Raw genomic sequence first — 23,913 nt, 5'->3', positions numbered from 1 at the left:
GCTACTTGACGCCGACCGGCTCGCGGCGCGTGGCGCGAGTGCGCGAGGCCGGCGGGGTGCCGCCGCGCGTGGCCAGGAACAGGCCGAGCAGCAGCAGCACCGCGCCGCCGATGAAGCCGATCATCGGCACGGTGCGCGTGATCAGGTTCAGCCCGGCGATGTTGTCCTTCGTGTCGGCCGCACCGGCCTCGATCTGCTCGGGGGTGAAGGCCAGCTGCAGGTCGAGCACCTGGGTGCCGTCGGCCAGGTAGCGCTGCTGGTCGTCGGTCTGGTTCAGGATCGAGCCGGTGATCGGCTCCACGAAGATCTCCTTGACCGAGGAGTAGGTGCCCTGCAGGCCCTCGGAGATCTCGGCGTCGGCGTCGCTGATCTCGACCAGGTACACGTAGGTCTGGACGCCCTCGATGGTCTCCTCGCGGTCGTAGGTGGCCTCGACCGCGGCGCCGAGGGTGCCGTCCCAGTAGGGGTAGGTGCGCTTCTCGGCGTCGAAGGGCCACTTGTTGCGCAGGCCCTCGCCGCTGCTGGCGCCCGCCGGCAGGTAGCGGTCGCCGGCGACGGCGAGGCCGGTGACCCGGTCGGTGGCGAAGACGTCGGTGCTGGCCGTCACCAGGCGCGGGTCGGTCCCCTCGAGGCAGTCGGCCGGGTCGTCCTCGTCGATGACGACGCACGAGGTGCTGGTCCACACCGCCACGTCGTCGTCGCTGGCGTTGGAGTCGATCTTGGTGATGCTCGTGGCGAGCACCGGCTGGGTCTCGCCCAGCTCACCGGTCGAGGAGTCGACCTTGGCGACGGTGCCCTCCAGGCGCGTCACCGAGTCGACGTCGAGCGGCGTCTTCTCCAGCTTGCCGGGCGCCCACGCGACGGTGAGCAGCCCGATCAGCAGCAGGAATCCGCTGAGTCCGATGACGACGATGCCGATGTTCTTGCGCACGGTGTGCCCCTCCCAGGACGACCAGGTGCCGATCCCTCCCCAGGCATCGGTCGGCGCACAGTAACGCACGTCACTGCCGTGTGGCGCGTCCCTCGCGAACTTGTGTCCGCAGTGTTACCGGCGGGGTTACCGGCGGGGTTACCCGCGGTCGCTGCGGCGCAGGACCAGCACCAGGTTCCAGGTCACCAGCTCGCGCAGCGCCGGCACCCGCAGCAGCCACCACGACCACCACGGGTTGTAGCGCGGGCGCACCGCCACCACCTCGGCGAGACCGGCTCCCTCCTGCTCGCGCGCCCACCTCAGCGCCGGGGCGGCACGGACGGCGAACAGCGACTCACCGAAGCGGTTCTTGGGCTCGTGCCCGTGGCGGCGCGCGTAGCGGCCTCGTGCGCGATGGCCACCGAGGAAGTGCCACGGCGCGGTCTCGTGGCCGCCCCAGGGGCCGAACCAGAGGGTGTAGCTGAGGTAGACGGTGCCGCCGGGCCGCGTGACCCGCAGCATCTCCGCGGCCATCCGACCCGGGTCCGGCACGTGCTCGAGCACGTTCGAGGAGTAGCAGACGTCGACGCAGCCGTCGGCGAAGGGCAGCTGCATCCCGCTCCCGATCACGGTGCGGGTGTCGATGTCGCCCAGCCCGGAGAGCTCGCCCACGTCGGCGTCGAGCGCCACGTAGCGGGCACCCGCCGCGGTGAAGGCGTCGCGGAAGTAACCCGGCCCTCCCCCGACGTCGAGCAGGAGGGCGCCGTCGAGCGCCACGTAGTCGGCCAGCTGCTCCACCGAGTCGGCGGCGAGCGCGGTGTAGAAGCGGTCGGGGTCGTCCTGCTCGTGGCGGAAGTCGCGCAGCAGCCGGACGGAGCGACGCAGCGTCGCCCGTCGGCGGGCTCGCGCCGCGGCTCGCCGAGCGGTCAGCTGGTGGTGCCGTACTCGATGGCCGGCTGCTCGACGTTGGCCGGCGACTGGCTCGGCGGGCTGGTCTGGCTGTTGACCACACCCACGATCGTCGCGGTGCCCACGGCCCCGCCGACGACGAGTGCTGCGACCAGACCTGCGATGCCTGAGATCCCCACTGTGTCCACACCCTCCCTGGTGTCCCGCACCGCGGCCGGGCGCGTCTCCCACGCGCGGCCAAGTGGTGCGAGCCGCACCGTAACAGACGTCACGGTGCCACGGGGGGCATCACGCGGAGGATCGTGACCGACCTGTCACCTGGCGCGCCAGCGCCGGCGCGCGGCGCAGGAGCAGCGCCACCGCCGCGAGCGGTCCGCCCAGGAAGGCGAGCCACGCGACACTCATCGCCACCGTCCACGAGGCCGGCACCGGCGTCGCGCTGGTGGCCACGATGCGGGTCAGGGCGAGCAGCTCACCGCGCACGAGGTCCCCGCGCCGCAGCTCGGCGGGCACCGGCGGGCCCGGCGCCGTGCGGTCCACGACGACCAGCCCGATGCCCAGCTGCGCGAGGGCGGACCTGCGCGCTGCCGCCGTCGGCTCGGCCAGCGCGCGGGCCGCCGCGCGGACCCGCGGGTCCTCACCGGCGACCACGGTGCCGGAGACGACGAGCTCGTCGCTGCTCACCGGCTCGCGGGGCTGCACGCGCGGCAGCGGGTCGAGCACCTTGCGGTCGCCGTTCCAGCCGGGTTGGCGATAGCTGCTGAGCGGGAGCACCAGCACGTCGCCCGGCACGAGCGAGGTGCGCACGGCCTGCGACACGGCCTCGTACTCGGCCGGGTACTCGGCGGCGTGCAGGCGCCACCGGCTCGTGGTCAGCGGGTCCGAGAGCAGCAGCACCGGCAGCAGCACCAGCCCGCCGGCCACCACCACCCGCACCACCCCGGTGTTGAGGGCGGCAACGCGTGCCGCCCCCGCGCCGCAGACCAGGGCCAGTGCGGGCGCCGCAAGCACGAGCAGCCGGCCGCCGTCGCGGAGCACGCCTCCGCCGGGAACGGTGGCGGCCAGCCAGCCGACCACCCCGGGGGCGGCCCAGGTGAGCAGGGCCGCCCCGGTGCCCACCACCCAGCACACGAGCAGGGCCCGGACGGCGCGACGCCCCAGGGCCACCGCCGCGCGCCGGGCACCGAGCGCGGCGAGCAGCACCACCATGACCAGCGCCATCCATCCCAGCAGCCCGCCCCGCGAGGGCGGCACGACCTCCGCGTTCCAGATGCCGCCGAGGCTCAGCGCGGCCAGGGGGGCCGGCACAGACCCCTCGCCCGCCAGCGCGAAGACCCGGGCGCCGTCGGCGTCGGTGAGCCCGGCCCCGGCGTGCAGCACACCCGAGACGAGCCAGGGCGCGTTGGCCGCCACCAGCATCGCGACGGCGACCGCGGACCGCCGCGCGCCACCTGGCCGGCGACCCGCGGCGGCCGCCAGCAGCGCCACCGAGGTCGCCAGGCCGGCGCTCACGCTGAGACTGCCGAGTGGCAGCAGCACCAGCAGCACCCGGGGCAGCCGACCCTCGTGGCGCCACCGCTCCCCCGCCAGCAGCACCCAGGGCAGCACGCCGTAGGCCACGAGGACGGGCCAGTGACCGATCAGCAACCGCTCGACGACGAAGGCGTTCCACTGGTAGATGGTCACCGCCACCAGGACGCCGGACAGGGGCAGCGCCCGCCCCAGCCGGGCGACGCCGAGACCACCGGCCACCAGGGGCGCGAGCAGCACCACCTTCTGCAGCAGCCAGCCGCCGAGCAGCTCGTCCAGCACCGCGACGACCGCGTCGGAGGGCACGGCCCGCGGCAGCGCGGACCCGACGCCGAGCACGTCGGCGCGCAGCACCAGGTCGGGCACCCAGACCATGTCGTAGGTGAGCACGTAGCCCGGCCCCAGACCGGCTCCCACGAGCAGGACGGCGAGCAGCACCGACCACAGCACGACGAGGGGGCGCACCGCGTGAACATACCCCCGCGGGCTGCTGCGTACCCTGGCGCGGTGACCGAGGCGACCCCACCGCGCTCCGCTCCCTCCACGGAGCCGCGCGAGCGCCCCCGCGCCCGCGACACCGGCGCCGCCATCGCCGTCGCCATGGCCGTGATGAACGTGGCCACCTACGGCTTCCAGATGATCACCGCCCGGGTGCTCGGACCCCAGGACTACGGCGCGTTCGCGGCGCTCATGAACGTGCTGCTCGTGGTGAGCGTGATGTCGCTGGCCGTGCAGGCCACCGCCGCCCGGCGCATCTCGGCCGAGCCGGGCGACGTCGAGGGCATCGAGCGCGCGGTCCTGCGGGTCACCTACCGCTCAGCGCTCGTGCTCGGCGTCGTGCTCCTGGTGGCCTCCCCGCTCATCAACTGGCTGCTGCGGCTCGAGAGCCTGGCCAGCGCCGCGCTGGTCGGCGTCATCGCGGTGCCCCTCACGATCATGGGCGGCCAGGCCGGCGTGCTGCAGGGAGAGCGGCGCTGGGGCCCGCTGGCGCTGGTCTACCTCGCGGCGGGCGTGCCGCGGCTGGTGGTGGGCACCGCCCTGGTGCTCTGGCAGCCCGGCGAGGCGACCGCCGTGCTCGGCGTGGCCATCGGGGCGATCGCCCCGGTGGTGGTCGGGACGATCGCCCTGCGCCGCCCCCGGCACCTCGAGACCCCGCACGACCTGCCCTCCACCCCCTCGCTCCTGGGCGAGGTGGCGCGCAGCTCACAGGCGCTGCTGGCCTTCTTCGCGCTCAGCAACGTCGACGTGATCGTGGCGCGCAACGTGCTCGACGGCCGTGAGGCCGGGCTGTACGCGGCTGGGCTGATCATGACCAAGGCCGTGCTGTTCCTGCCCCAGTTCGTGGTGGTGGTGGCGTTCCCGGCCATGTCCACCGTGCGCGAGCGCCGCCGCACCCTGGTGCGCGGGCTCCTCGCCGTCGCCGGCATCGGCGCGGTCTCCACCGCCGGGGCCTGGGTGCTCTCCGGGCTGGCCATGGTCTTCGTGGGTGGCGCCCAGTACGACGAGATCCAGGGCCTGCTGTGGCTCTTCGCCGTGCTCGGCACCTGCCTGGCCATGCTGCAGCTGCTGGTCTACTCGGTGCTCGCGCGCCAGGGCCGACGCTCGGTCTACGTGCCCTGGGTCGCCCTGGTGGCGCTGGTCGCGGCCGGGCTCGGCGCCGACTCCGTGGAGTCGCTGCTCGTCGTCGTGGTGGTCGTCGACGCCGTCCTGCTCGCGGTGCTGCTGACCGTGAGCCTGGTGCTGACGGCGCGCGAGGTGCCCGAGGAGCCCGTCACCGAACCGTGACCCTCACCGGTCCCGAGAAGCCCCCACGGGTGTTCACCCTGCTGTAACCTCCGTCACGCCCAGGGCGTTCAGGGAGGGACACCATGGTGCGTTCGACGCACGCGACACCGCGTGCCGGGAGGGGTCGTCTCGTCGTCCTCAACTGGCGCGACTGCTGGCACCCCGAGGGTGGCGGCTCCGAGCTGTACGTCACCGAGGTGGCGCGCCGGTTGGCGGCCGAGGGCCGCCCCGTCACCGTCCTGACCGCGCGCTACCCGGGCGCGGCCCGCACCGAGGTGCGCGAGGGGCTGCGCTACGTGCGCCGCGGCGGTCACCTCACCGTCTACCTGTGGGCGGCGCTCCTGCTCGCACTCGGACGGCTGGGTCCGCTGGGCCGCGTCGAGCAGGTGCTGGAGGTGCAGAACGGCATGCCGTTCCTGGCCCGGCTCTTCACCCGCGCCCGCGTCACCGTGCTCGTGCACCACGTGCACCGCGAGCAGTGGTCGATCCTGGCGGCGCCGCTGGCGCGTTTCGGCTGGTTCATGGAGTCGCGGGTCGCGCCCCGCGTCAACCGCGGCTGCCGCTACGTGGCCGTCTCCGACGTCACCCGCACCGAGCTCGCCGAGCTCGGCGTCCGCGCCGCCGACATCACCCTGGCCTTCAACGGCACTCCCCCGGTACCGCCCTTCGAGCAACGCCCCGAGAGCACCGCCCCTCAGCTGGTGATGCTGGTGCGGCTGGTGCCCCACAAGCGCGTCGAGCACGCCATGCACGCCGTCGCCGCTCTCCGGGCGCGCCACCCGGGCCTGCACCTGACGGTGATGGGCTCGGGCTGGTGGCACGACGAGCTGCTGGCCGAGCGCGACCGCCTCGACCTGGCCGAGGCGGTGACCTTCCTGGGCCACGTCGAGGAGCGCACCAAGTTCGAGGTCCTCAGCGGCGCCTGGGTCCACCTGCTCCCCTCGGTCAAGGAGGGCTGGGGCCTCTCCATCGTCGAGGCCGCCCACGTGGGCGTGCCCTCGGTCGCCTATGCCGACGCCGGCGGCGTGCGCGAGTCGATCCTCGACGGCGTCACCGGCCTGCTCGCCCTCGACCTGCCCGACCTGGTGGCCCAGGTCGACCGGCTGCTCACCGACCACGGGCTGCGCCACGAGCTGGGCGAGAAGGCAAAGGTGCGCGCCGTCGGCTTCACGTGGGAGGCCACGGCAACCACCGTCGCCGGCGTGCTGGACGCCGGCTGATCCCTGCGTCGCCGCCGGTGGCGGTGGCTCCAGGGTGCGCTGGGCTGAGTCGCACCGAGCGGAGGCTCAGCCGGCCGGCACCGCGGTGCCGCGCTGGAGCTCGGCCAGGCAGAACCGGCCGGCCGCCCGGTCGGTCGCCGGGTCGGTCAGCTGGTCGGTCGCGGCCACCTCGGCCTCGGGCTCCACCCGGGCACGCACCGCTCCGACGGAGCTCCCGACGACCACGTAGACCTCCCCCAGCCCCGCCTCGTGCGCGACGGCCTGGGTCTGCCCGTCCACCTCGACCAGCAGCACCCCGGATTCAGCCGCCACGTAGCTCAGGCGCAGCACGCGCGCGGTGGGGTCCTCGGCCGGCGGCAGCACCGTCAACGACGTCTCCTGCTCGCCCAGCGACCACCCGCACCCGGGTGTCGGGCCCTGCGCGGTCACGTCCGGCGCGGCCAGTCGAGCCGGCACGAGGTCGCCGCCCGGACCGATCAGCCGCGGCTCGGCGCCGGGGCGGTCCAAGCGCTGCTCGCGGCCCACGGCCCGCAGCAGGCTCTCGGCGTTCACCGAGACCGCCACGTCCGCCGGCACCGGGGTGAGCAGGACGGCCGCACCCGGCTCCCGCACCAGGGCCTGCGTGAGCGTGCGCACGTAGCTCTCGGACTGGGGGTGCTGGGTGGTCGGCGCCAACCGCAGCGTGGAGACCAGGCCGCTGGTCAGGACGACGAGCACGAGCAGCCAGGGCAGGGTGGGCAGCAGGTGTCGCGCGCGCGGGCCTCGGCTCGCGTCGGGACCTCGAGCGGGACCTCCAGCGGGACCTCGAGCAGGACGTCGAGCGGGACGGCCCGCGGCGAAGGCAGCGCAGACGCCGATCACGATCACCGGCAGCGCGTCGGTGACGTAGCGGGGGTCGCGAGCCACGAGCAGCAGGTAGGCGCCCCGGCCCAGCAGCACCAGCGCCACGTCGGCCGCCAGGTAGCCGACCACGAGCAGCCACCCCGCCCAGGCGGCTCGACCCGACCTCACCACGCTGGCTGCCACCAACCCCAGCAGGAGTGCCGCCGCCACCGCCTGCGCCACCGCTGGGGTGTCGGGGTAGATGGTGTTGCCGGCGCCCTCCTGACCCCAGGGCAGACCGAACAGGCCCGGCAGCAGCGTGCGCACGAGCATGTCGTGCAGCGTGGCGAGCAGGCTGCGGTCGGCTGGGGCACCGAGGTCGCCGGAGCCGGTGACCGAGAGGTAGACCGCCACGTACGCCGCCAGCAGGCCGGCGTGGCCCAGCCAGAACCAGCGTCGATCCCACAGTCGCCGCCCGCGGGCACGCAGCGGCAGGCCCTGCGCCAGCACCAGCACCTCGAGCGCGAGCAGGAACGGCAGGACCACGCCGGCCTTCTGCCAGCACGCCAGGCCCAGGGCGTGGGCCACCACCGAGAGCACCGCCCACCGACGGCGTCCGGTGGCCAGGTAGCGCACAGCACCGAGAGCGGCACCCAGCATCGCGATCTGCAGCGGGAAGGCCTGGAGACCGGCGGCGAGCCAGGTGGCGGTCGCCAGACCCAGCGGCGTCACGAGGTAGGCGGCGAAGGGCACCAGCACCCACGGCGAGGAGCCGAACAGGCTGCGCAGCAGGGCGAGCAGGAGCAGCGAGGCGACGGCCTGCAGCACCACGAGCGTCACCACGGCCGGCACCCACGATCCCTCGCCCACGCGGCCGATCGCCCACATCACCAGGTACTGCCCCGGCTCGAGGTGGCCGGAGTAGTCACGCACCAGGTAATCGAAGGAGAGCCCGAGCGTGCGGGAGAGGTCGAGGTGGAGGAAGTCGTCCTGCCAGAAGTAGGACCCCGACACCACCACGGCGCGCAGCGCCGTCTGCGCGCCCACCAGTGCCAAGCCGACGAGCAGGGTCGGCCGGGCGCGCAGCCATGCCGCCGCCCGGGCCAGCCGACGTCCGGTGGCCTGCCGCCAGCCGCCGGCGCGGTCGCCGCCGTCGAGCAGCGCCGCGCCCACCAGCAGGCCTACCCCCGCGGCCGCTGCTGCGTCGGCACCCACCCCGGGGGCACCCCGTGCCAGGCCCGGCGAGAGCACGCTGAGCACGGCCGAGAGACCCACCAGGCCCCCGCCGACCGCCCACGCCCAGCCGAGCCGACGTCGCCACGAGGCCGCGGCGAGACCGGCGGCGGCCACCGGGCCCCCCGCCACCAGCAGCACCAGACCGGTGGCGAGGGTGAGCGGCCGGGGCGCGGCGGTGGGCGCGGCCACCGCCGGTCCCGCGGACCCCTCGACAGGGCCGGCGGGACGACGGCGCCGCTCGAGCAGACCGCCCCCCAGGGCCGTCAGCACCAGCAGGCCCGCCAACAGGGCACCGATCAGCAGCCCGAGTCGGTAGGTGCCGTCGGGCGCGAAGCGCAGGCTGACCACGCCGCCCTCCCCGGCCGGCACCCGATAGCCCTGCTGCCAGCCGTCCACGGTCACCGGTGCGAGCCGGCGACCCTCCAGCGTGGCCTCCCAGCCCGGGTTCGGGTTCTCCGAGACGCGCAGCACGGCCTCCTCGCCGGGACCGACCCGCACGCTGCGGTCGGCCGCAGCCCACCGCTCGATCTCGACCGTCCGCGTCGTCACCGTCGTCTTCGACGTGGGGGTCGCGGTCGGACGCAGGCCCAGGACCACCGGCTGGAACTGGGCCGTGGGCTCCACGACGATCCGGTGCCGTCCCGGCGCCAGGGTGATCGGCCCGTCGCAGACCCGCCAGTCGAGCGGACGCCCCAGCCGGACGTCGTCGAGGGTGCCCGACACGGCGGTGTCGCGCACCTCGTCGTCCACCACCACCTGCGGACCCAGGCCGCACACCGCGCCGGTGGACGCCTCCAGGTCCGGGGCGGCCTCGAGCCCCTCGAGGCCGGCTACCTCCACCTCGGCGACACCCATCGGCACGCCCAGGCTGCTCGTCGGACGCAGCAGCAGCACCCGCAGGAAGCCGGAGGTACGCAGCGGCTCGAAGGACTGCAGGTAGGCCAGCGGAACCACCCGGCGCTCGCCGCCGGCGATGACGACGGCGGTGGTCGGCGCCGCGGCCGCACCGCCCGCGGGGACGACACGGATGCCGGTGACGGTGCGCGGGCCACCGCTCCACCGCAGGCTCAGCGAGGCGCGCTCGACGCGCGGGTCGGTCAGCCAGGCCGTGCCGGGAGAGCCGTCGACAGCGAACTGCCCGGACACCGCCGGGTCGCCGCCCAGCACGCTCGACGCGCGGGCCCTCGCCCGGCGGTCGACGGGCGCGAGCAGGCCAGCGCTGGCGGGCCCGGGCACCGCGACGACGCGACCCGACGCCGTCCACCCACCCCCCTCGGCCACCTCGACCGTGCGGTCCAGGCGTCCGGCGTCCTCACCGCTGCGTGCGTCCGACACGTCGCAGAGCGGGCCGAACCCGAGGTCCAGGCAGGGGCGTCGCGGCGGGTCGAGCCGTAGCGCCAGCGAGGTCTGCGGCCCCAGCGTCCCCGCCAGGACGGTGCTGCGGCCGGGCTCGACCCCGGGCAGGACCACCTCGCGCACCATCACCCGGCCCACCTCCGCCTCGGGTCCGGTGGCCTCGACCACCGCCAGCCGCACCGAGCTGATCGGCTCGCGGGGCAGGGGCACGAGCAGCAGCCCGTCGTCCGGGACCCCGAGCACGCTCGTGGACTCAGTGGTCGGTCCGCCCCCGGACCCGAAGGAGACCCGCATCCGCGTCACCCGGGCCGCCGAGCCCCCGAGCTCGAGGTGCACGGCCATCACCTGGCCCCCGAGGGTCTCGGGCAGGTCGGCGGGCAGGTCGATCTGCCACCACTGGCGGTCCGGGCGGCGCAGTGCGCCGCTGTGCCACTCCGTGGCAAGGTCGCCGTCGAAGGCGGCGTGGGGCCCGAACTCCGGCCGCACGGCACCCAGCTCCTCCGCGTAGCCCTCGGAGGTCGAGGCCGTCACGCGGACCCCGGAGTCGAACTCCGCGGTGGCGAGGCGGGTGCCGGCGGGGCCGGCGAAGTCGCGCGAGGCCCGGGTGCTGCGCCACGGCTCGTCGGCCGACATCACCTGGCTGACGGCGTCGTGGACGCGGCCGAACTCGCGCTCCACCCGCCGCAGGCCGTCGGCGACGAGCTGGTCGGCCGCGGTCGCGGGGTCGGTGGCGGGGTCGGTGTCGGTGTCCACACCGCCCTGCGCCTGACCTGGTGGCCCCACCACGAGACGGGTGGGGTCGAGCACCTCGGCCTCCAGCGCCGTCAGCACGTCGTCGGGCGTGCCGGCCGCCTCGTTGAGGTCCCCGGCCTCCACCACCGTCACCGGGGTCACGTCACGCTCGACCCTGAAGACGTCGATCAGGGCCTGCTCGCCGAAGCCGCTGGAGCCGAAGGAGGCCTCCTTCTCGATGCCGGGCGAGGCCACCAGGGCCACCTCGGTGCGCTCCGGCGACGCGGTGGCCGCCACGAACGGGTTGAGGTCGCGCCGCAGCACCACGTGCGACACCCCGGCACGGGCCAGCAGGTCGGCCAGGGCGGGGCTGCCCTCGCCGGAGGCCAGCCGACGCTCGACCACGTCGAGGAAGCGGGCCGTGGGCCCGGGGACCAGCGGGACCTGGCTGCGGGTGGCCCACGGGGTGGCGGCCACGGCCTGCATCGGCTCGTCCACCGTCCAGCCCCACGTCTGCAGTCCGAATCCCGAGCCCGGCACCACCAGTGCCCTGGTCCCCTGCGGGGACGCCTCCTCGAGGTGCGCGGACGCCTGGGCCCAGGCGTCCGGGAGTGCGTCGTAGCCCGGCATCCGCAGGTCACCGGTCAGCAGGGGGGCGCCGGCCACGAGCACCACACCGGCCGCAGCGACCACCACCAGGCGTCGCGCACCGTCCCCGGCGGTCGCGGGCAACGCCCGTGCCAGCACCACCACGGCGTGCCCGGCGCCCAGCGCCAGCGGCAGCCGGACCAGCGGGTCCACCTTGTGCACGTTCCGCAGCGGCGCCAGCGGGCCGTCGAGCAGGGCGCGCACCGGCGCGTCCACCAGGGAGCCCAGCAGGCCCGGGTTCCCCGCCGTCAGGCACAGCAGCCCCAGCACCGCCACCCCGAGCAGCACCCGGCGCCACGGCATCTCCCGGTGGGCGAGACCCGCCAGACCCAGCGCGGCCACCAGCCCCCCGGCCACGACCAGCCACGGCTCGGTCACCATCATCCGGGCGCCCGGCCACCAGGCCTGGTCGCCGATCGCGTAGTAGGCCAACCAGTGATCGGCGCCGCGCACGTCGTTGGCCCACCCGGTCGGCGAGGTGGTGGCGGCCGCGGTCTCGATGAAGTCGAGGAACGGTGGGCTGTAGCGCCCCAGCACCACCAGCGGTACCACCCACCACGCGCACGCCGCCGCGACCCCGGCCGCCCACCAGCCGGCGAGCGCGCGGCCCCCCGGTCGTCGTCGCCACTGCGCCAGCACCAGCAACGCCGGCAGAGGCAGCACCGCCAGCGTCCCTGCGCCGTTGACACCACCCATGCAGAGCACGGCGACGCCGGACCACAGACCCGCCTGGCGAGCGCTCAGCCGCCCGGCCGCGAACGCCAGCACCGGCACCGCCGCCCAGGGCAGCAGCGCCCCCGGCAGCACCTCGCCGGTCAGGACCCCCGAGGAACCGAGCATGCGCGGGGAGAGCGCGTACACGAGTCCGGCCAGCACCCCGGCCACCGGGCCCAGCCCGAGGTGGCGCGCCACGAGCCGGGTGCCCTCGTAGGCCACCACCAGCAGCAGCCCCGACCACAGCCGCTGCACCACCCAGTCGGGCGCTCCGAGGGCGTCACCGAGCCAGAAGAACGGGCCGTGTGGGAAGAAGTAGCCGTAGGCCTGGTTCTGCAGCTCTCCGAAGGAGGCCTCGGGGTTCCACAGGTGCAGCGCCCTGGCCAGGAACCCCCCGGGGTCCGCGGTCAGGTCCAGCTTGGTGTCCCACGTCGTCGCCCCGGGTTGCTGGAGGAACGACCCCACCAGCAGCACCACCCAGACCAGGCGTCCCCGGGCGTGACCCGACCAGCCCGACCACCCTGCGATGGTGCCCTCCCCGCTACCCCGGCCACGGCTCTACTAGATTGACGGGCGGAGTGTAGCCGCCGTCACAGGTCGTGCTCGCGGCGTGGTCGGCCGCACCGGCCGACCACGCCGGACCACAGCACCACGACCCACCCCACGAGAGAAGGTGCCCGGTTGTCCCAGCCCACCCCGGCCGACGACGCGACGTTCGAGCGTGCCTGGACCATCGCCGACACCGTGCCCGGGTGGCTGACCCGCGACCAGGCGCGCCTGCTGCACGACGAGGCCCAGGCGCTCGACCCCGGCGCCGTGGCCCTCGAGATCGGCAGCCACCAGGGACGGTCCACGGTCGTGCTCGCCGCCGCGCTCGGCCGCCGCGGCTCGCGCCTGGTGGCGATGGACCCCTTCGTGGAGGGCCGCCTGTTCGGCGGTGCCACCACCCGGCAGAAGTTCGAGCGCCACGTGGCGCAGGCGGGGGTCGCCGAGTACGTCGAGCTGGTGCCCGAGTACTCCACCCGCGCCCGGCCCGGCTGGAGCCGCCCGCTCGACCTGCTCTACATCGACGGCAAGCACGACTACTGGACGCTCTCCGACGACCTGCGCTGGGCGGTGCACCTGCCGCCGGGAGCCGCCGTGCTCGTGCATGACGCGTTCTCCTCCATCGGCGTCACCCTGGGGCTGCTGCGCCACGTGCTGTTCTCGCGCACGCTCTCCTACGAGCGCCGGGCCGGGTCGCTCGCCCTGTTCCGGGTGCGCCCGCCGCGGCGCGCCGACCGGGTCCGGATGGTGGCCGAGCTGCCGTGGTGGGTCCGCAACGTCGGCATCAAGGTGCTGCTACGTCTGCGGCTGCGGCCCGTGGCCCGGCTGGTGGGTCACGACTCCCCCTACGACCCCTACTGAGCCCTGCTGAGCCCGACTGAGCCCGACTGAGCCCGACTGAGCCGTCCTGACCCCTACTGGTCCCGAAGCAGCTCGTCGACGATCAGGGCGAGCAGCCGGTCGTGCCCGGCCCGGTCGAGGTCGCTGCGTCGGGTGCGCAGGGTCAGCGTCATGGTGAGTGCCGTGCTGGCCAGCCCCACCCCCACCGCCCGCGGTCCGTTGAGCGCCGGGTACATCGCCACCGAGCGCAGTTGGCCCTCGACGGACCCGAGGTTGCTCAGCGTGGCCGTGGCGCCCAGGCGCCCGCGCAGCGCCCGGGTGGCCAGCGGCCCGAGCCCCCCTGCCGAGGTCTCGGGGAAGTCAGGCTCCGGCGGCACGGTGGCCAACGCGGCGGCCACCTGCTCGCCGGGCGTGCCCGGAGGCAGCCGCAGCCGAAGGTAGGCGGTCTGGCGGTCGGGCCTCGGGCGGGGATCGGTGCGGCGGGAGGCCCCCACGGCCAGCACCGCCCGCCCCCGTGCCCCGGGGTGCAGCCGCCGGTGGGCGGCCAGGACGGAGGTGGCCAGGGCCGCGGTGCCACGACGCGTCGGGGGCAGCTCCCGGGCCGTCACGTGCTCGCCCACCTCGGCGGGCGACCCGTCGCCGCCGAACCGCAGCGGCGGGGCCAGCAGGGCCTCTCCCACCCGTCGCACGCTGGAGAGCAGGAACCCGGTCGGCGATGACCGGTCGCCGATGCCGCGGGCTCCGCAGCGCAGGTCGAGGTCGAGCACCGTCCGCGCCACCCCGAGCAGACCGAGTCCGTCGACCGCCCCGTGGTGGGCGGCCACCAGCAGCCGGCGTCCGTCGGGGGCGAGGACCAGGCGTACCAGCGGATCACCCGGACGGTAGGCCTGCACGACCGCCGCCTGACGCTCGTCCTCGACGTCGCTGACCAGCACCTCCGGCGTCGGCCCCAGGTGGAGGTGCGCGGCCACCATCGCCGCAGCACGTTCCTCCAGGTCCTCCGGGCGCACCGCCGCGAGCAGGCCGAGGTCCACCGCGATCGACCAGGTGGCGTCGGGATCGCCGTAGAGACCGACGACCTCGGTGGCATCGGCTCCCACGTCAGTGGGCGGCCTCGTGCCAGCTGGCACCGGTGCCGACGCTGACGTCGAGCGGGACGGTGAGGTCGGCGGCTCCCGCCATCTCGGTCCGCACCAGCTCCTCGAGCGCCTCGCGCTCCCCCGGGGCGACCTCGAGCACGAGCTCGTCGTGCACCTGCAGCAGGAGCCGCGAGGTGAGCCCCTGGGTGCGCAGCTGCTCATCCACGCGCAGCATGGCGATCTTGATCAGGTCGGCTGCCGACCCCTGGATCGGGGCGTTGAGCGCCATCCGCTGCGCCATCTCGCGCCGCTGCCGGTTGTCGCTGACCAGGTCGGGCAGGTAGCGGCGTCGGCCGCGGATGGTCTCGGTGTAGCCCGAGCGGCGCGCGACGTCGACGATGCCGTCGAGGTAGTCGCGGATGCCGCCGAAGGTCTCGAAGTACTCCTCCATCAGGCCCCGGGCCTCGGCCGGCTCGATGCCGAGCTGCTGGCCCAGGCCGAAGGCCGAGAGACCGTAGGCCAGGCCGTAGTTCATCGCCTTGATCTTGGCCCGCATCTCGAGGGTTACCTCCGCCGCCGGCACGTCGAAGACCCGCGCGGCGGTGATGGAGTGGAAGTCGCTGCCGGACCGGAACGCCTCGATGAGCAGCGCGTCCTCGGACAGGTGCGCCATGATCCGCATCTCGATCTGGCTGTAGTCGGCCGTCATCAGCGACTCGAAGCCGGAGCCGACCACGAAGCCCTCGCGGATGCGACGCCCCTCCTCGGTGCGGATCGGGATGTTCTGGAGGTTCGGGTCGGTGCTGGAGAGCCTGCCGGTGGCGGCGATCATCTGGTTGAACGTGGTGTGGATCCGACCGTCGGGCGCCACGGTCTTGAGCAGCCCCTCGATGGTCTGCCGCAACCGGATCACGTCGCGGTGGCGCAGCAGGTGCTCGAGGAAGGGGTGCCCGGTCTTGGCCAGTAGCGCCGTGAGCGCGTCGGCGTCGGTGGTGTACCCGGTCTTGGTGCGCTTGGTCTTGGGCATGCCCAGCTCGTCGAAGAGCACCACCTGCAGCTGCTTGGGCGAGCCGAGGTTGATCTCCTTGCCGATGACGGCGTAGGCCGCCTCGGCCGCCGCGCCGACCTCGGTGGCGAAGTGCGCCTCCAACGCCCCCAGGTGGTCGGCGTCGACGGCGATGCCGACCTCCTCCATGCCTCGCAGCACGCCGATCAGCGGCAGCTCCACCTGGGTGAGCAGCTCCTGGCCGCCGGTCTCCTCGACCGCCTCGGCCAGTGCCTCGGCGAGGTCGAGCACGGCCCGCGCATGCAGCATCGCGGTGGCGGCCACGGCGTGCCCGGCCTCCGCGCCCTCGCCGGCGAACAGCTCGCCCTGCTCCCCCGGCTCCTCGCCCACGGCCTCCTGGCGCAGCTCGCGCTTGAGGTAGCGCAGCGTCAGGTCGGCCAGGTCGTAGGAGCGCTGGTCGGGCCGGACGAGATAGGCGGCCAGCGCGGTGTCGCTGGTGACGCCGGCCAGCGACCACCCGTGCGCCGCGAGCGCGAGCGCCGGGCCCTTGGCGTCGTGGAGGACCTTGGGTCGCGCGGGGTCGGCCAGCCAGGCCGCGAGCGCGGCGTCGTCCTCGCCGCCGAGGCCGGTGGTGTCGAGGTAGGCGGCCCGACCGTCGGCGGTGGCCATCGCGAGCCCCTCGACCCGACCGGTGCCCGCCCCCCACTCGCCGCGCACGTGCACGCCGACGACGGCCTCGCCGACCTCGGCCAGCCACGCGGCCACCTCGCCCTCGCCCAGCAGGGCGCCGTCGAGCTCGAAGCCGCCCTCCTCGACCTCCTCCTGGGACTCCAGGGAGTCGAAGAGCCGGGTGCGCAGCACCTGGAACTCCAGGCTGTCGAAGAGGGTGTGCACGCGCTGGCGGTCCCACGGCTGCTTGAGCAGGTCGGCCGGCCCGAGCTCGAGCTGGAGGTCGGTGACCAGCGCGTTGAGGCGCCGGTTGCGCAGCACGTCGCCGAGGTGCTCGCGCAGCGACTCACCCTTCTTGCCGCCGATCTGGTCGGCGTGGGTGATCACGTTGTCGAGGCCGTCGAACTGGTTGATCCACTTGGCGGCGTACCCCTGGCCCACCCCGGGGACCCCCGGCAGGTTGTCGGAGGTCTCGCCCACCAGCGCGGCGAGCTCGGGGTAGCGCTGCGGCGGCACGCCGTACTTCTCCTGCACCGCCTCGGGCGTCATCCGGGCGAGGTCGGAGACCCCCCGCATGGGGTAGAGCACCGTCGAGCGCTCGCTCACCAGCTGCAGGGAGTCGCGGTCGCCGGTGAGGATGAGCACCTCGTCGATGCCCGAGTCCTCGCGCAGCGCCTGGGTGACCAGGGTGGCGATGATGTCGTCGGCCTCGAACCCCTCCTTCTTCAGGAAGGGGATACGCAGCGCGTCGAGCACCTCCTCGATGAGCGAGAGCTGCCCGGAGAACTCCGAGGGCGAGGCGGAGCGGTTGGCCTTGTACTCGGCGTACTCCTCGGCGCGGAAGGTCTGGCGCGAGACGTCGAAGGCGACGCCGACGTGGGTGGGCTGCTCGTCGCGCAGGACGTTGATGAGCATGGAGACGAAGCCGAAGACCGCGTTGGTGTGCTGGCCCGTGGTGGTGGAGAAGTTCTCGACCGGCAGGGCGAAGAACGCCCGGTAGGCCAGCGAGTGGCCGTCGAGCAGGAGCAGGCGGGAGCCGGGCTGCGGCGCGTTCTCAGGCACGGCCGTCACCCTAGCCCGGGCCGCCGACACCGCCGCGGGTTAGGTTCGGCGCATGAGCGAGGAGACGACGGACCCGACCGACGCCGCGGTGACGGCCGATGCGGCGCAGCTGCTGGAGCGGATGCCGATGGGCGCGCTCAACGAGAAGATGGGCGTGCGCTTCCTGGAGGTGTCCGCGGAGCGGATCGTGGCGACCATGCCGGTGGAGGGCAACACCCAGCCGTACGGGCTGCTGCACGGCGGCGCCTCGGTGGTGCTGGCCGAGACGCTGGGCTCCACCCTGGCCGCCCTGCACGCCGAGCCGCTGGGCAAGCTCGCCGTCGGTGTCGACATCAACGCCACGCACCACCGCTCCGCCACGAGCGGGCTGGTCACGGGGACCGCCACACCGGTGCACCGGGGGCGCTCGATGGTCAGCGTCGAGGTGGTCGTCACCGACGAGCGCGACCGTCGCGTGTGCACCTCACGGATCACCTGCGCGCTGATCTCCACCGACCAGGTGCAGTCGAAGTTCCAGGAGCCCGCCGACGGGTGAGGACCGGGCGGCGTGCCTCAGCCCTGGCTCTGCGCCTGGGCCTGGGCGCGCCGCATCGACCGTCGCGCGGCCAGCACGCGGGTCACCTGACGCCGCTCCGCGCGGGCGGAGGTGGCCATGGCCGACCGGGAGGTCGTGAGCTTGGCGCGCACCGCCGCGGTGGGGGCGACCCGCAGCATCGCGTGCGGGCCCAGGGCCAGCCGGGCCATGAAGCGGTTGGCGTCGCGCGAGACCGAGTTGGCTGCGGTCATGACGTGGTCGATGCCGCGCTCCTCCGCGAAGACCACCGCGCCGTCCATCAGCGCCCGCCCGACACCGCGTCGCCGGAAGGCCGCGAAGACGTGCGGGGAGACCGCCTGCACGCAGGGCTCGAGGTTGAGCGGACTGAGCGTGGAGACGCGCAGCAGCACCGCTCCCGCCACCTCGCCGTCGTACTCGGCGACCAGGACCCGGCTGACACCGCTGGCAGCGCCGGCACCGCTGGCGTCGCGCTCCGCCTCGGTCAGCACCCGGGTCAGGTCGGCGACCTGCTCGGCGTGGTCGACGCGCCGCAGCGCTTCGCCCCACAGCTCGGCCAGGACAGGCGCATCCGCCACCGTCGCCCGACGCAGCGAGACCAGCGAACGACTCATCGCGACCACCTTCGACAGACCACCAGCGGGAAGGACCGGGAGCAGTGCTGGTCCGGGATGGAGACTACGCTCGCCCCGCCCGGCTGTCAGCACGAGGTAGGCCGCCGCCGGGCAGGAAACGAACACGACCGACCAGCATCGAAAGGGGTGTCGTGGTCCCCGGAATCGGCACCGCCGTCAACGTGGTCACGGTGCTCCTGGGCTCGGTGCTGGGGCGGCTGCTGGGCAACCGCCTGCCCGCCCGCACCCGCGACCTGGTGACCGACGCGCTCGGGCTGACGACGCTCCTCATCGCCGCCACCTCCGCCGTCGCGGTGCTGGACCCCGCCCTCGCAGCGCGGGTCGGCACCAGCGCTCCGCTGCTGATCGTGCTGGGCTCGCTCGTGCTCGGCGGACTGGTCGGCTCGTTGCTCGGGCTGGAGCAGCGGGTCGAGTCGCTGGGCGCCTGGCTCCAGCGCCGGCTGGCCGGCGGCGCCGCCGGCGAGGAGCGCGAGCGGTTCGTGGAGGGCTTCGTCGTGGCCTCGCTGGTCTTCTGCACCGGCCCGCTCACGATCCTGGGCTCGCTCAACGACGGGCTCGGCAACGGCCCCGAGCAGCTGCTGCTCAAGGCCACCCTCGACGGGTTCGCGGCGCTGGCCTTCGCCTCCTCCTTCGGGTGGGGCGTGGCGGCCAGCGCGCTCACCGTGCTGGTGGTGCAGGGCAGCCTGACGGTCCTGGGCGTGCTGCTCGGCGACGTGCTGCCGGCCGCCGAGCTCTCCGCGGTCACGGCCTGCGGCGGGCTGCTGCTCGTCGGGGTGGCCCTCCGGCTGCTGCGGATCCGCGAGATCGCGGTCGCCGACCTGCTGCCGGCGCTGCTCGTGGCCCCCCTGCTCGTCCAGGTCGCGGCCGCCGTCCACTGACCCGTCGGCGCTCGTCGAGCGGGTGCCGCGAGGTCACGGTTGACCCCCGCTGGTAACGGTTCGCTAACGAGGGTGTTCCGTCGCACCGGCGGGGATCCCCCGGGCCTACGGTGTGGGGGCTCAGACCCTGCCTCGGGCCGGGACCAGCGGTTGTAAGCACCCGACAAGAAAGGTTCACGCAGTGAATCGATCCACGACAGCTTCCTGGGTCAAGCTGATGGCCGGCACCGCCGCCCTCAGCCTGACGCTCGCCGCCTGCGGCGGCAGTGAAGACACCAACGAGGCCGACGAGCCCGCCGCTTCCGAGTCGACCTCGGAGTCCAGCGACGCGGGGGCAGAGCCCACCAACGACGTCTGCGAGGGCAGCGCCACCAGCGCGGACACCTTCAAGGTCGGCGGCATCCTGCCGATCACCGGCAACCTGGCCTTCCTCGGCCCGCCGGAGATCGCGGCCGTGGGTCTGGCCGTCTCCGACATCAACGCCGCCGGCGGCGTCAACGGTGCGCAGGCCTGCCACCAGATCGAGGACTCCGGTGACTCCACCGACCTCTCGATCGTGCAGGCCTCGGCCCGCGGCCTCGTGCGCGGCACCCCGTCGGTCGTCATCGGCGCGGCGTCGTCCTCGGTCTCCGAGGCCGTCGTCGACACCTTCACCGACGCCCAGGTCACCCAGGTCTCCCCGGCCAACACCGCGGTCGCCCTGAGCGGCATCTCGCCGTTCTACTTCCGCACCGCCCCGCCGGACGGCGTCCAGGGCTCGGCCCTCGGCACGCTGATCAGCCAGGACGGCTTCCAGAACATCGCCTTCATCGTCTTCAACGACACCTACGGCACGGGTCTGCGCGACGTCGTCGAGGAGACCGTCACGGCCTCCGGCGGCTCCTGCGTCTACGGCTGCAAGGGCGACGGCAACGAGTTCCCGGCCGGTCAGACCACCTTCACCTCCGAGGTGGCCGACGCGATCGCCGCCGGCCCCGACGCCATCGTGGTGCTGGCCTTCGACGAGACCAAGGCGATCGTGCCCGAGCTCGACGCGCAGGGCTGGGACATGGCCAACACCTACTTCACCGACGGCAACACCTCGGACTACAGCGAGGACCTGCCTGCCGGCATCATGACCGGGGCCCAGGGCACCATCCCGGGCGCCGACGCCTCGCAGGACTTCAAGGACCGGGTGAGCCAGTGGTACGAGGTCGCTGAGGGCGAGTCGCTCAACGACTACTCCTACTCGGCCGAGTCCTACGACGCCACCATCCTTGCCGCGCTCGCTGCGGCCAAGGGCGGCTCGAACGACTCCGCGACGGTGCAGGAGAACTTCGCCGCCGTGTCGGGTGCCACCGACGGCGAGGAGTGCTCGACCTTCGAGGAGTGCCTCACCCTGATCGACGAGGGCAGCGAGATCCGGTACGTCGGTCCCTCCGGCATCGGTCCGATCAACGACCAGAACGACCCGTCCTCGGCCTTCGTGGGTATCTACCAGTACCTCGAGGACAACAGCTACGAGCTGACCAGCACGGTCGAGGGCACCTCCTGACCCGCTGAACCCCGCCGGGGCCACGACCGCCCGGCAGCACGAGACCCCCCGGACCGCACGGTCCGGGGGGTCTTGTGCGTCGTGAGCGTGCAGGGGGTGTGCAGGGATGACCGTCCCCCCGCACCGCTCGCTCCGCCGCTCCTCGCAGCCCGGCTCCCGCAGGGGGACGACGGGCAGGCGGGACAGCACGAACGCCCGGCCCCCCACGGGGGAGCCGGGCGTTCGTGGTGGTGTCGCGGTCGGCGCGGGTCAGGCGCCGTCGACGTCCTTGGCCAGCGTCCCGAGGTACAGCGCGATCACCTTGGGGTCGTTGGCGAGGTCGCGGCCGGTGCCGGTGTGGGCGTCCTTGCCCTGGTCGAGCACGTAGCCGCGGTCGCAGATCTGCAGGCAGCGCCGGGCGTTCTGCTCGACCATGACGACGCAGACCCCGGTCTTGTTGATCATCCGGGTGCGCAGGAACGTCTCGTCCTGACGCACCGGAGAGAGACCCGCGGACGGCTCGTCGAGCAGCAGCACCTGCGGCTCCATCATCAGGGCTCGCGCCATCGCGAGCGACTGACGCTCACCACCGGAGAGCCCGCCCGCGGTCTGCGCGCGCCGGTCGTGCAGCACCGGGAACAGCTCCCACATCGCGTCGAGCCGCTCGCTGAGCTTCTTGGGGCGCAGGAACAGCCCCATGCGCAGGTTCTGCTCGATGCTCAGCGAGGGGAAGATGTTGTTGGTCTGCGGCACGAAGCCGACACCGGCCTGCACGAGCTTGTTGGCCTTGAGGTTGGTGATGTCGCGACCCTGCAGGGTGACGCTGCCCGAGTGCACCTTGACCAGACCGAAGATGGCCTTGAGCAGGGTGGACTTGCCGGCGCCGTTGGGGCCGATGATGCCGACCATCTCGCCGGGGTGCGCCACGATGCTGCAGCCGTTGAGGATGTTGACGCCGGGCAGGTAGCCGGCCACGAGGTCGTTGACCTCGATCACGGGCGCGCCGGGCGCGGCCGTCGTCCCGGAGCCGGTCGCGGTCTCGGTCATGACTTCTCCTCGCCTCGGTGGGCGCCGTCGTGGCCCTCGTGGTGGGCCTCCTCGGCCTCGATCTCCTCGGCCTCGGCCGCGTACTTCTCCGCGACGTCGGCCTCGAGCAGCGAGTCGTCGCCCAGGTCGGTGTCGTGGTGCGCGCCCAGGTAGGCGTCGATGACGGCGGGGTTGCTCATCACGGTCGAGGAGTCACCCTCGGCAACCACCTTGCCCTCGGCCATCACCACCACCCAGTCCGAGATGTGGCGCACCACGTGCATGTCGTGCTCGACGAACAGCACGGTCATGCCCTCGTCGCGCAGCGACTGCACGTGACCCAGCAGCGACTGGGTGAGCGCGGGGTTCACGCCGGCCATCGGCTCGTCCAGCATGATCATCGTCGGGTCGGTCATCAGCGCGCGTGCCATCTCCAGCAGCTTGCGCTGACCTCCCGAGAGGCTGCCCGCGAAGTCGTTGCGCTTCTCGTGCAGCTTGAAGCGGCCCAGCAGCTCGACCGCCTTCTCCTCGACCTGGTTCTCCTGGCTGCGCCACAGCGGCCGGATCATCGAGGCGGCGAGGTTCTCACCGCGCTGCCCCGAGGCGCCGAGCATCATGTTGTCCATCACGGTCATCCGCGAGAGGGCCTTGGTCAGCTGGAAGGTGCGCACCATCCCGGCCTTGGCCACGCGCGAGGCCGAGGTGCGGTCGAGCTTGCGACCGTCGAAGCTCCAGCTGGCGTCGCGGCCCGAGGAGGGCTTGTCGAAGCCGGTGATGAGGTTGAAGAAGGTCGTCTTGCCGGCGCCGTTGGGCCCGATGAGAGCGGTGATGATCCCGCGCTGCACCTCCAGGTGCTCGACCTGGACGGCGGTGATGCCGCCGAAGGTCCGGGTCATCTGGTCGACCACGAGGATCGGGTCGGGCTTGCCGGCTCCCGGCTGCGCCTCGACATCGGCCATCAGCGTGCGTCGGGCAGCCGGGTCCGCCATGCTGCCGGCGCCGCCGGCGCCCGGCGTCGTGACTCCGGTGGGGTTCTCAGACATTGATGCGCAGCTCCCTCTTGTCACCCAGGATGCCCTGTGGCCGGAAGATCACCAGCAGCATCAGCGCGACGCCCACGACGATGAACGCGAACTGGTCGGCCTGCTGGCTGTTCATGATGCTGTTGGGGATGTAGGCGTCACCGGCCTCCCGGATGCCGATGCGCAGCGAGAAGAACAGGATCGAGCCGAGCAGCGGACCGAAGATCGTGGCCGCACCGCCGAGCAGCAGGGCGGTGAACGCCAGGAAGGTGACCTGACGACCGAGGCTGTCGGGCTGCACGGTGCTGGGAAGCACGTAGATCATGCCGCCCAGGGCGCCCAGGACACCGCCGATGACCAGTGCCTGCATCTTGATCGCGAAGACGTTCTTGCCGAGGCTGCGCATGGCGTCCTCGTCCTCGCGCACCCCGCGCAGCAGACGGCCCCAGGGGCTGCGCACCAGGAGCAGCACCAGCAGGGAGCAGATGACCACCAGGCTCCACCCGACCAGGCGCAACCACCAGCCGTCGTTGCCGGTCTGGGGGAAGGAGAGCGGGATGGCGAAGAACAGGGCGATGAAGGCGCCCAGCGAGAGGGCGGAGATGATCACGCGGCTCGAGGTCGGCGTCCGCTTCTCACCGCTCTCGGCCAGCGCGGCGCGGCCACGCCGGAAGACGACGATGGCGCCCACCAGCAGGGCTGCGGCGACGAGCAGTGCCGCGACTCGCACGGCGTTGGAGCCACCGAAGTCCGTGTAGTTGATCGGCATCAGCGTGAACTGGTCCGAGGGGTCCTTGCTGAACGGCGAGAGGTCGACGAAGGGCCCGCGGTAGTTGGCGCTGCGGATGCCGAGCGCGCCGCCGGTGAAGTCCTGCAGCACAGAGAGACGTCCGGTGAAGCGGATGATCTCCGCCGCAGAGATGGTGACGATGGCGAGGTAGTCGCCGCGCAGCTTCAGGGTCGGGGCGCCGAGGATGAGGGCGAAGACCATCGCGGCCCCCAGGCCCACGAAGATGCCCAGCCACATCGGCTGACCGCTCTTGATCGTGATGGCGAAGCCGTAGGCGCCCAGGAGCATGAAGCCCGCCTGGCCGAAGTTGAGCAGGCCGGTGTACCCGAAGTGGATGTTGAGGCCGATGACGGCGATCGCCAGACCCGCGGTGGTCGGTGCGATCGCCTCGCTGAGCATCGCGGTGAGGATGCTGATGATGGTGTCCATGAG

The 23,913-nt window shown here is 73.4% G+C and carries 17 protein-coding genes; 6 read left to right on the top strand and 11 right to left on the bottom strand.

Going from position 1 to position 23,913, the window contains the following annotated elements; all coding sequences use genetic code 11:
- Position 1 precedes the first annotated feature (1 nt).
- The 4 genes from pgfA to ABD948_RS20245 all read right to left on the bottom strand — a co-directional run bounded on the left by pgfA (position 2) and on the right by ABD948_RS20245 (position 3,814).
- Positions 2-931, bottom strand: a complete 930-nt coding sequence (gene pgfA / locus ABD948_RS20260; RefSeq protein ID WP_345271691.1) for a cell envelope lipid trafficking protein PgfA — start codon at positions 929-931, stop codon at positions 2-4.
- A gap of 138 nt (positions 932-1,069) precedes the next feature.
- On the bottom strand, positions 1,070-1,774 hold the full coding sequence (locus tag ABD948_RS20255) for a class I SAM-dependent methyltransferase (RefSeq protein WP_345272575.1): 705 nt from the start codon (positions 1,772-1,774) through the stop codon (positions 1,070-1,072).
- Between the two features lie 62 nt (positions 1,775-1,836).
- Positions 1,837-1,998: a hypothetical protein gene (locus tag ABD948_RS20250; RefSeq protein ID WP_345272622.1), complete on the bottom strand. Its 162-nt coding sequence runs from the start codon at positions 1,996-1,998 to the stop codon at positions 1,837-1,839.
- A 109-nt stretch (positions 1,999-2,107) separates the two neighbouring features.
- On the bottom strand, positions 2,108-3,814 hold the full coding sequence (locus tag ABD948_RS20245; RefSeq protein WP_345271690.1) for an MmpA family trehalose lipid delivery protein: 1,707 nt from the start codon (positions 3,812-3,814) through the stop codon (positions 2,108-2,110).
- Between the two features lie 42 nt (positions 3,815-3,856).
- Between ABD948_RS20245 and ABD948_RS20240 the strand changes: the two genes are divergently transcribed.
- Both ABD948_RS20240 and ABD948_RS20235 read left to right on the top strand, forming a co-directional pair.
- The gene (locus ABD948_RS20240; RefSeq protein WP_345271689.1) at positions 3,857-5,134 is read left to right on the top strand and encodes a lipopolysaccharide biosynthesis protein; all 1,278 of its coding nucleotides are present in this window, start codon (positions 3,857-3,859) and stop codon (positions 5,132-5,134) included.
- A gap of 83 nt (positions 5,135-5,217) precedes the next feature.
- A complete protein-coding gene (locus tag ABD948_RS20235; RefSeq protein ID WP_345271688.1) occupies positions 5,218-6,354 on the top strand; it encodes a glycosyltransferase family 4 protein in 1,137 nt (378 codons plus the stop codon).
- A gap of 66 nt (positions 6,355-6,420) precedes the next feature.
- Here the strand turns inward: ABD948_RS20235 and ABD948_RS20230 are convergent, their stop codons facing one another.
- Positions 6,421-12,327 carry an alpha-(1->3)-arabinofuranosyltransferase domain-containing protein gene (locus tag ABD948_RS20230; protein ID WP_345271687.1) on the bottom strand — a complete coding sequence of 1,969 codons (5,907 nt, stop codon included), beginning with the start codon at positions 12,325-12,327 and terminating at the stop codon, positions 6,421-6,423.
- Between the two features lie 216 nt (positions 12,328-12,543).
- Here ABD948_RS20230 and ABD948_RS20225 point away from each other — a divergent pair, with 216 nt between their 5' ends.
- Positions 12,544-13,269, top strand: coding sequence for a class I SAM-dependent methyltransferase (locus tag ABD948_RS20225; protein ID WP_345271686.1), 726 nt, complete (start codon positions 12,544-12,546; stop codon positions 13,267-13,269).
- A gap of 53 nt (positions 13,270-13,322) precedes the next feature.
- On the opposite strand, the gene ABD948_RS20220 is transcribed toward ABD948_RS20225, so the two are convergent.
- Positions 13,323-14,348 carry a hypothetical protein gene (locus ABD948_RS20220; RefSeq protein ID WP_345271685.1) on the bottom strand — a complete coding sequence of 342 codons (1,026 nt, stop codon included), beginning with the start codon at positions 14,346-14,348 and terminating at the stop codon, positions 13,323-13,325.
- 1 nt (position 14,349) lies between these two features.
- A complete protein-coding gene (gene polA, locus ABD948_RS20215) occupies positions 14,350-17,064 on the bottom strand; it encodes a DNA polymerase I (RefSeq protein ID WP_345271684.1) in 2,715 nt (904 codons plus the stop codon).
- Positions 17,065-17,116: 52 nt separating this feature from the next.
- Between polA and ABD948_RS20210 the strand changes: the two genes are divergently transcribed.
- Positions 17,117-17,599, top strand: a complete 483-nt coding sequence (locus tag ABD948_RS20210; protein WP_345271683.1) for a PaaI family thioesterase — start codon at positions 17,117-17,119, stop codon at positions 17,597-17,599.
- Between the two features lie 17 nt (positions 17,600-17,616).
- On the opposite strand, the gene ABD948_RS20205 is transcribed toward ABD948_RS20210, so the two are convergent.
- On the bottom strand, positions 17,617-18,231 hold the full coding sequence (locus ABD948_RS20205; protein WP_345271682.1) for a GNAT family N-acetyltransferase: 615 nt from the start codon (positions 18,229-18,231) through the stop codon (positions 17,617-17,619).
- A gap of 152 nt (positions 18,232-18,383) precedes the next feature.
- On the opposite strand from ABD948_RS20205, the gene ABD948_RS20200 reads away from it, so the two are divergent.
- Both ABD948_RS20200 and ABD948_RS20195 read left to right on the top strand, forming a co-directional pair.
- Positions 18,384-19,130 (top strand): DUF554 domain-containing protein, encoded by a 747-nt coding sequence (locus ABD948_RS20200; protein ID WP_345271681.1) that lies wholly within the window; start codon positions 18,384-18,386, stop codon positions 19,128-19,130.
- Between the two features lie 217 nt (positions 19,131-19,347).
- Positions 19,348-20,664 (top strand): ABC transporter substrate-binding protein, encoded by a 1,317-nt coding sequence (locus ABD948_RS20195; RefSeq protein ID WP_345271680.1) that lies wholly within the window; start codon positions 19,348-19,350, stop codon positions 20,662-20,664.
- A 249-nt stretch (positions 20,665-20,913) separates the two neighbouring features.
- On the opposite strand, the gene ABD948_RS20190 is transcribed toward ABD948_RS20195, so the two are convergent.
- The 3 genes from ABD948_RS20190 to ABD948_RS20180 are packed head-to-tail and all read right to left on the bottom strand — an operon-like array spanning position 20,914 to position 23,910.
- Positions 20,914-21,690 (bottom strand): ABC transporter ATP-binding protein, encoded by a 777-nt coding sequence (locus ABD948_RS20190; protein ID WP_345271679.1) that lies wholly within the window; start codon positions 21,688-21,690, stop codon positions 20,914-20,916.
- A complete protein-coding gene (locus ABD948_RS20185; protein ID WP_345271678.1) occupies positions 21,687-22,712 on the bottom strand; it encodes an ABC transporter ATP-binding protein in 1,026 nt (341 codons plus the stop codon). Before ABD948_RS20185 ends, ABD948_RS20190 begins: the two co-directional genes overlap by 4 nt.
- Positions 22,705-23,910, bottom strand: a complete 1,206-nt coding sequence (locus tag ABD948_RS20180) for a branched-chain amino acid ABC transporter permease (protein WP_345271677.1) — start codon at positions 23,908-23,910, stop codon at positions 22,705-22,707. The genes ABD948_RS20185 and ABD948_RS20180 overlap by 8 nt, the downstream gene beginning before the upstream one ends.
- Positions 23,911-23,913: the final 3 nt, after the last annotated feature.

It is taken from the genome of Nocardioides nanhaiensis (genome assembly GCF_039542785.1).
Lineage (GTDB): Bacteria > Actinomycetota > Actinomycetes > Propionibacteriales > Nocardioidaceae > Nocardioides > Nocardioides nanhaiensis.
This window is presented reverse-complemented; position numbering and strand designations above follow the sequence as displayed.

Bases quoted from the DNA above. Each gene is read 5' to 3' on its own strand.
- ABD948_RS20235 (WP_345271688.1), top strand. From the start codon at position 5,218: ATGGTGCGTTCGACGCACGCGACACCGCGTGCCGGGAGGGGTCGTCTC.
- ABD948_RS20210 (WP_345271683.1), top strand. From the start codon at position 17,117: ATGAGCGAGGAGACGACGGACCCGACCGACGCCGCGGTGACGGCCGAT.
- ABD948_RS20205 (WP_345271682.1), bottom strand. From the start codon at position 18,231: ATGAGTCGTTCGCTGGTCTCGCTGCGTCGGGCGACGGTGGCGGATGCG.
- ABD948_RS20195 (WP_345271680.1), top strand. From the start codon at position 19,348: ATGGCCGGCACCGCCGCCCTCAGCCTGACGCTCGCCGCCTGCGGCGGC.
- ABD948_RS20190 (WP_345271679.1), bottom strand. From the start codon at position 21,690: ATGACCGAGACCGCGACCGGCTCCGGGACGACGGCCGCGCCCGGCGCG.
- ABD948_RS20185 (WP_345271678.1), bottom strand. From the start codon at position 22,712: ATGTCTGAGAACCCCACCGGAGTCACGACGCCGGGCGCCGGCGGCGCC.
- ABD948_RS20180 (WP_345271677.1), bottom strand. From the start codon at position 23,910: ATGGACACCATCATCAGCATCCTCACCGCGATGCTCAGCGAGGCGATC.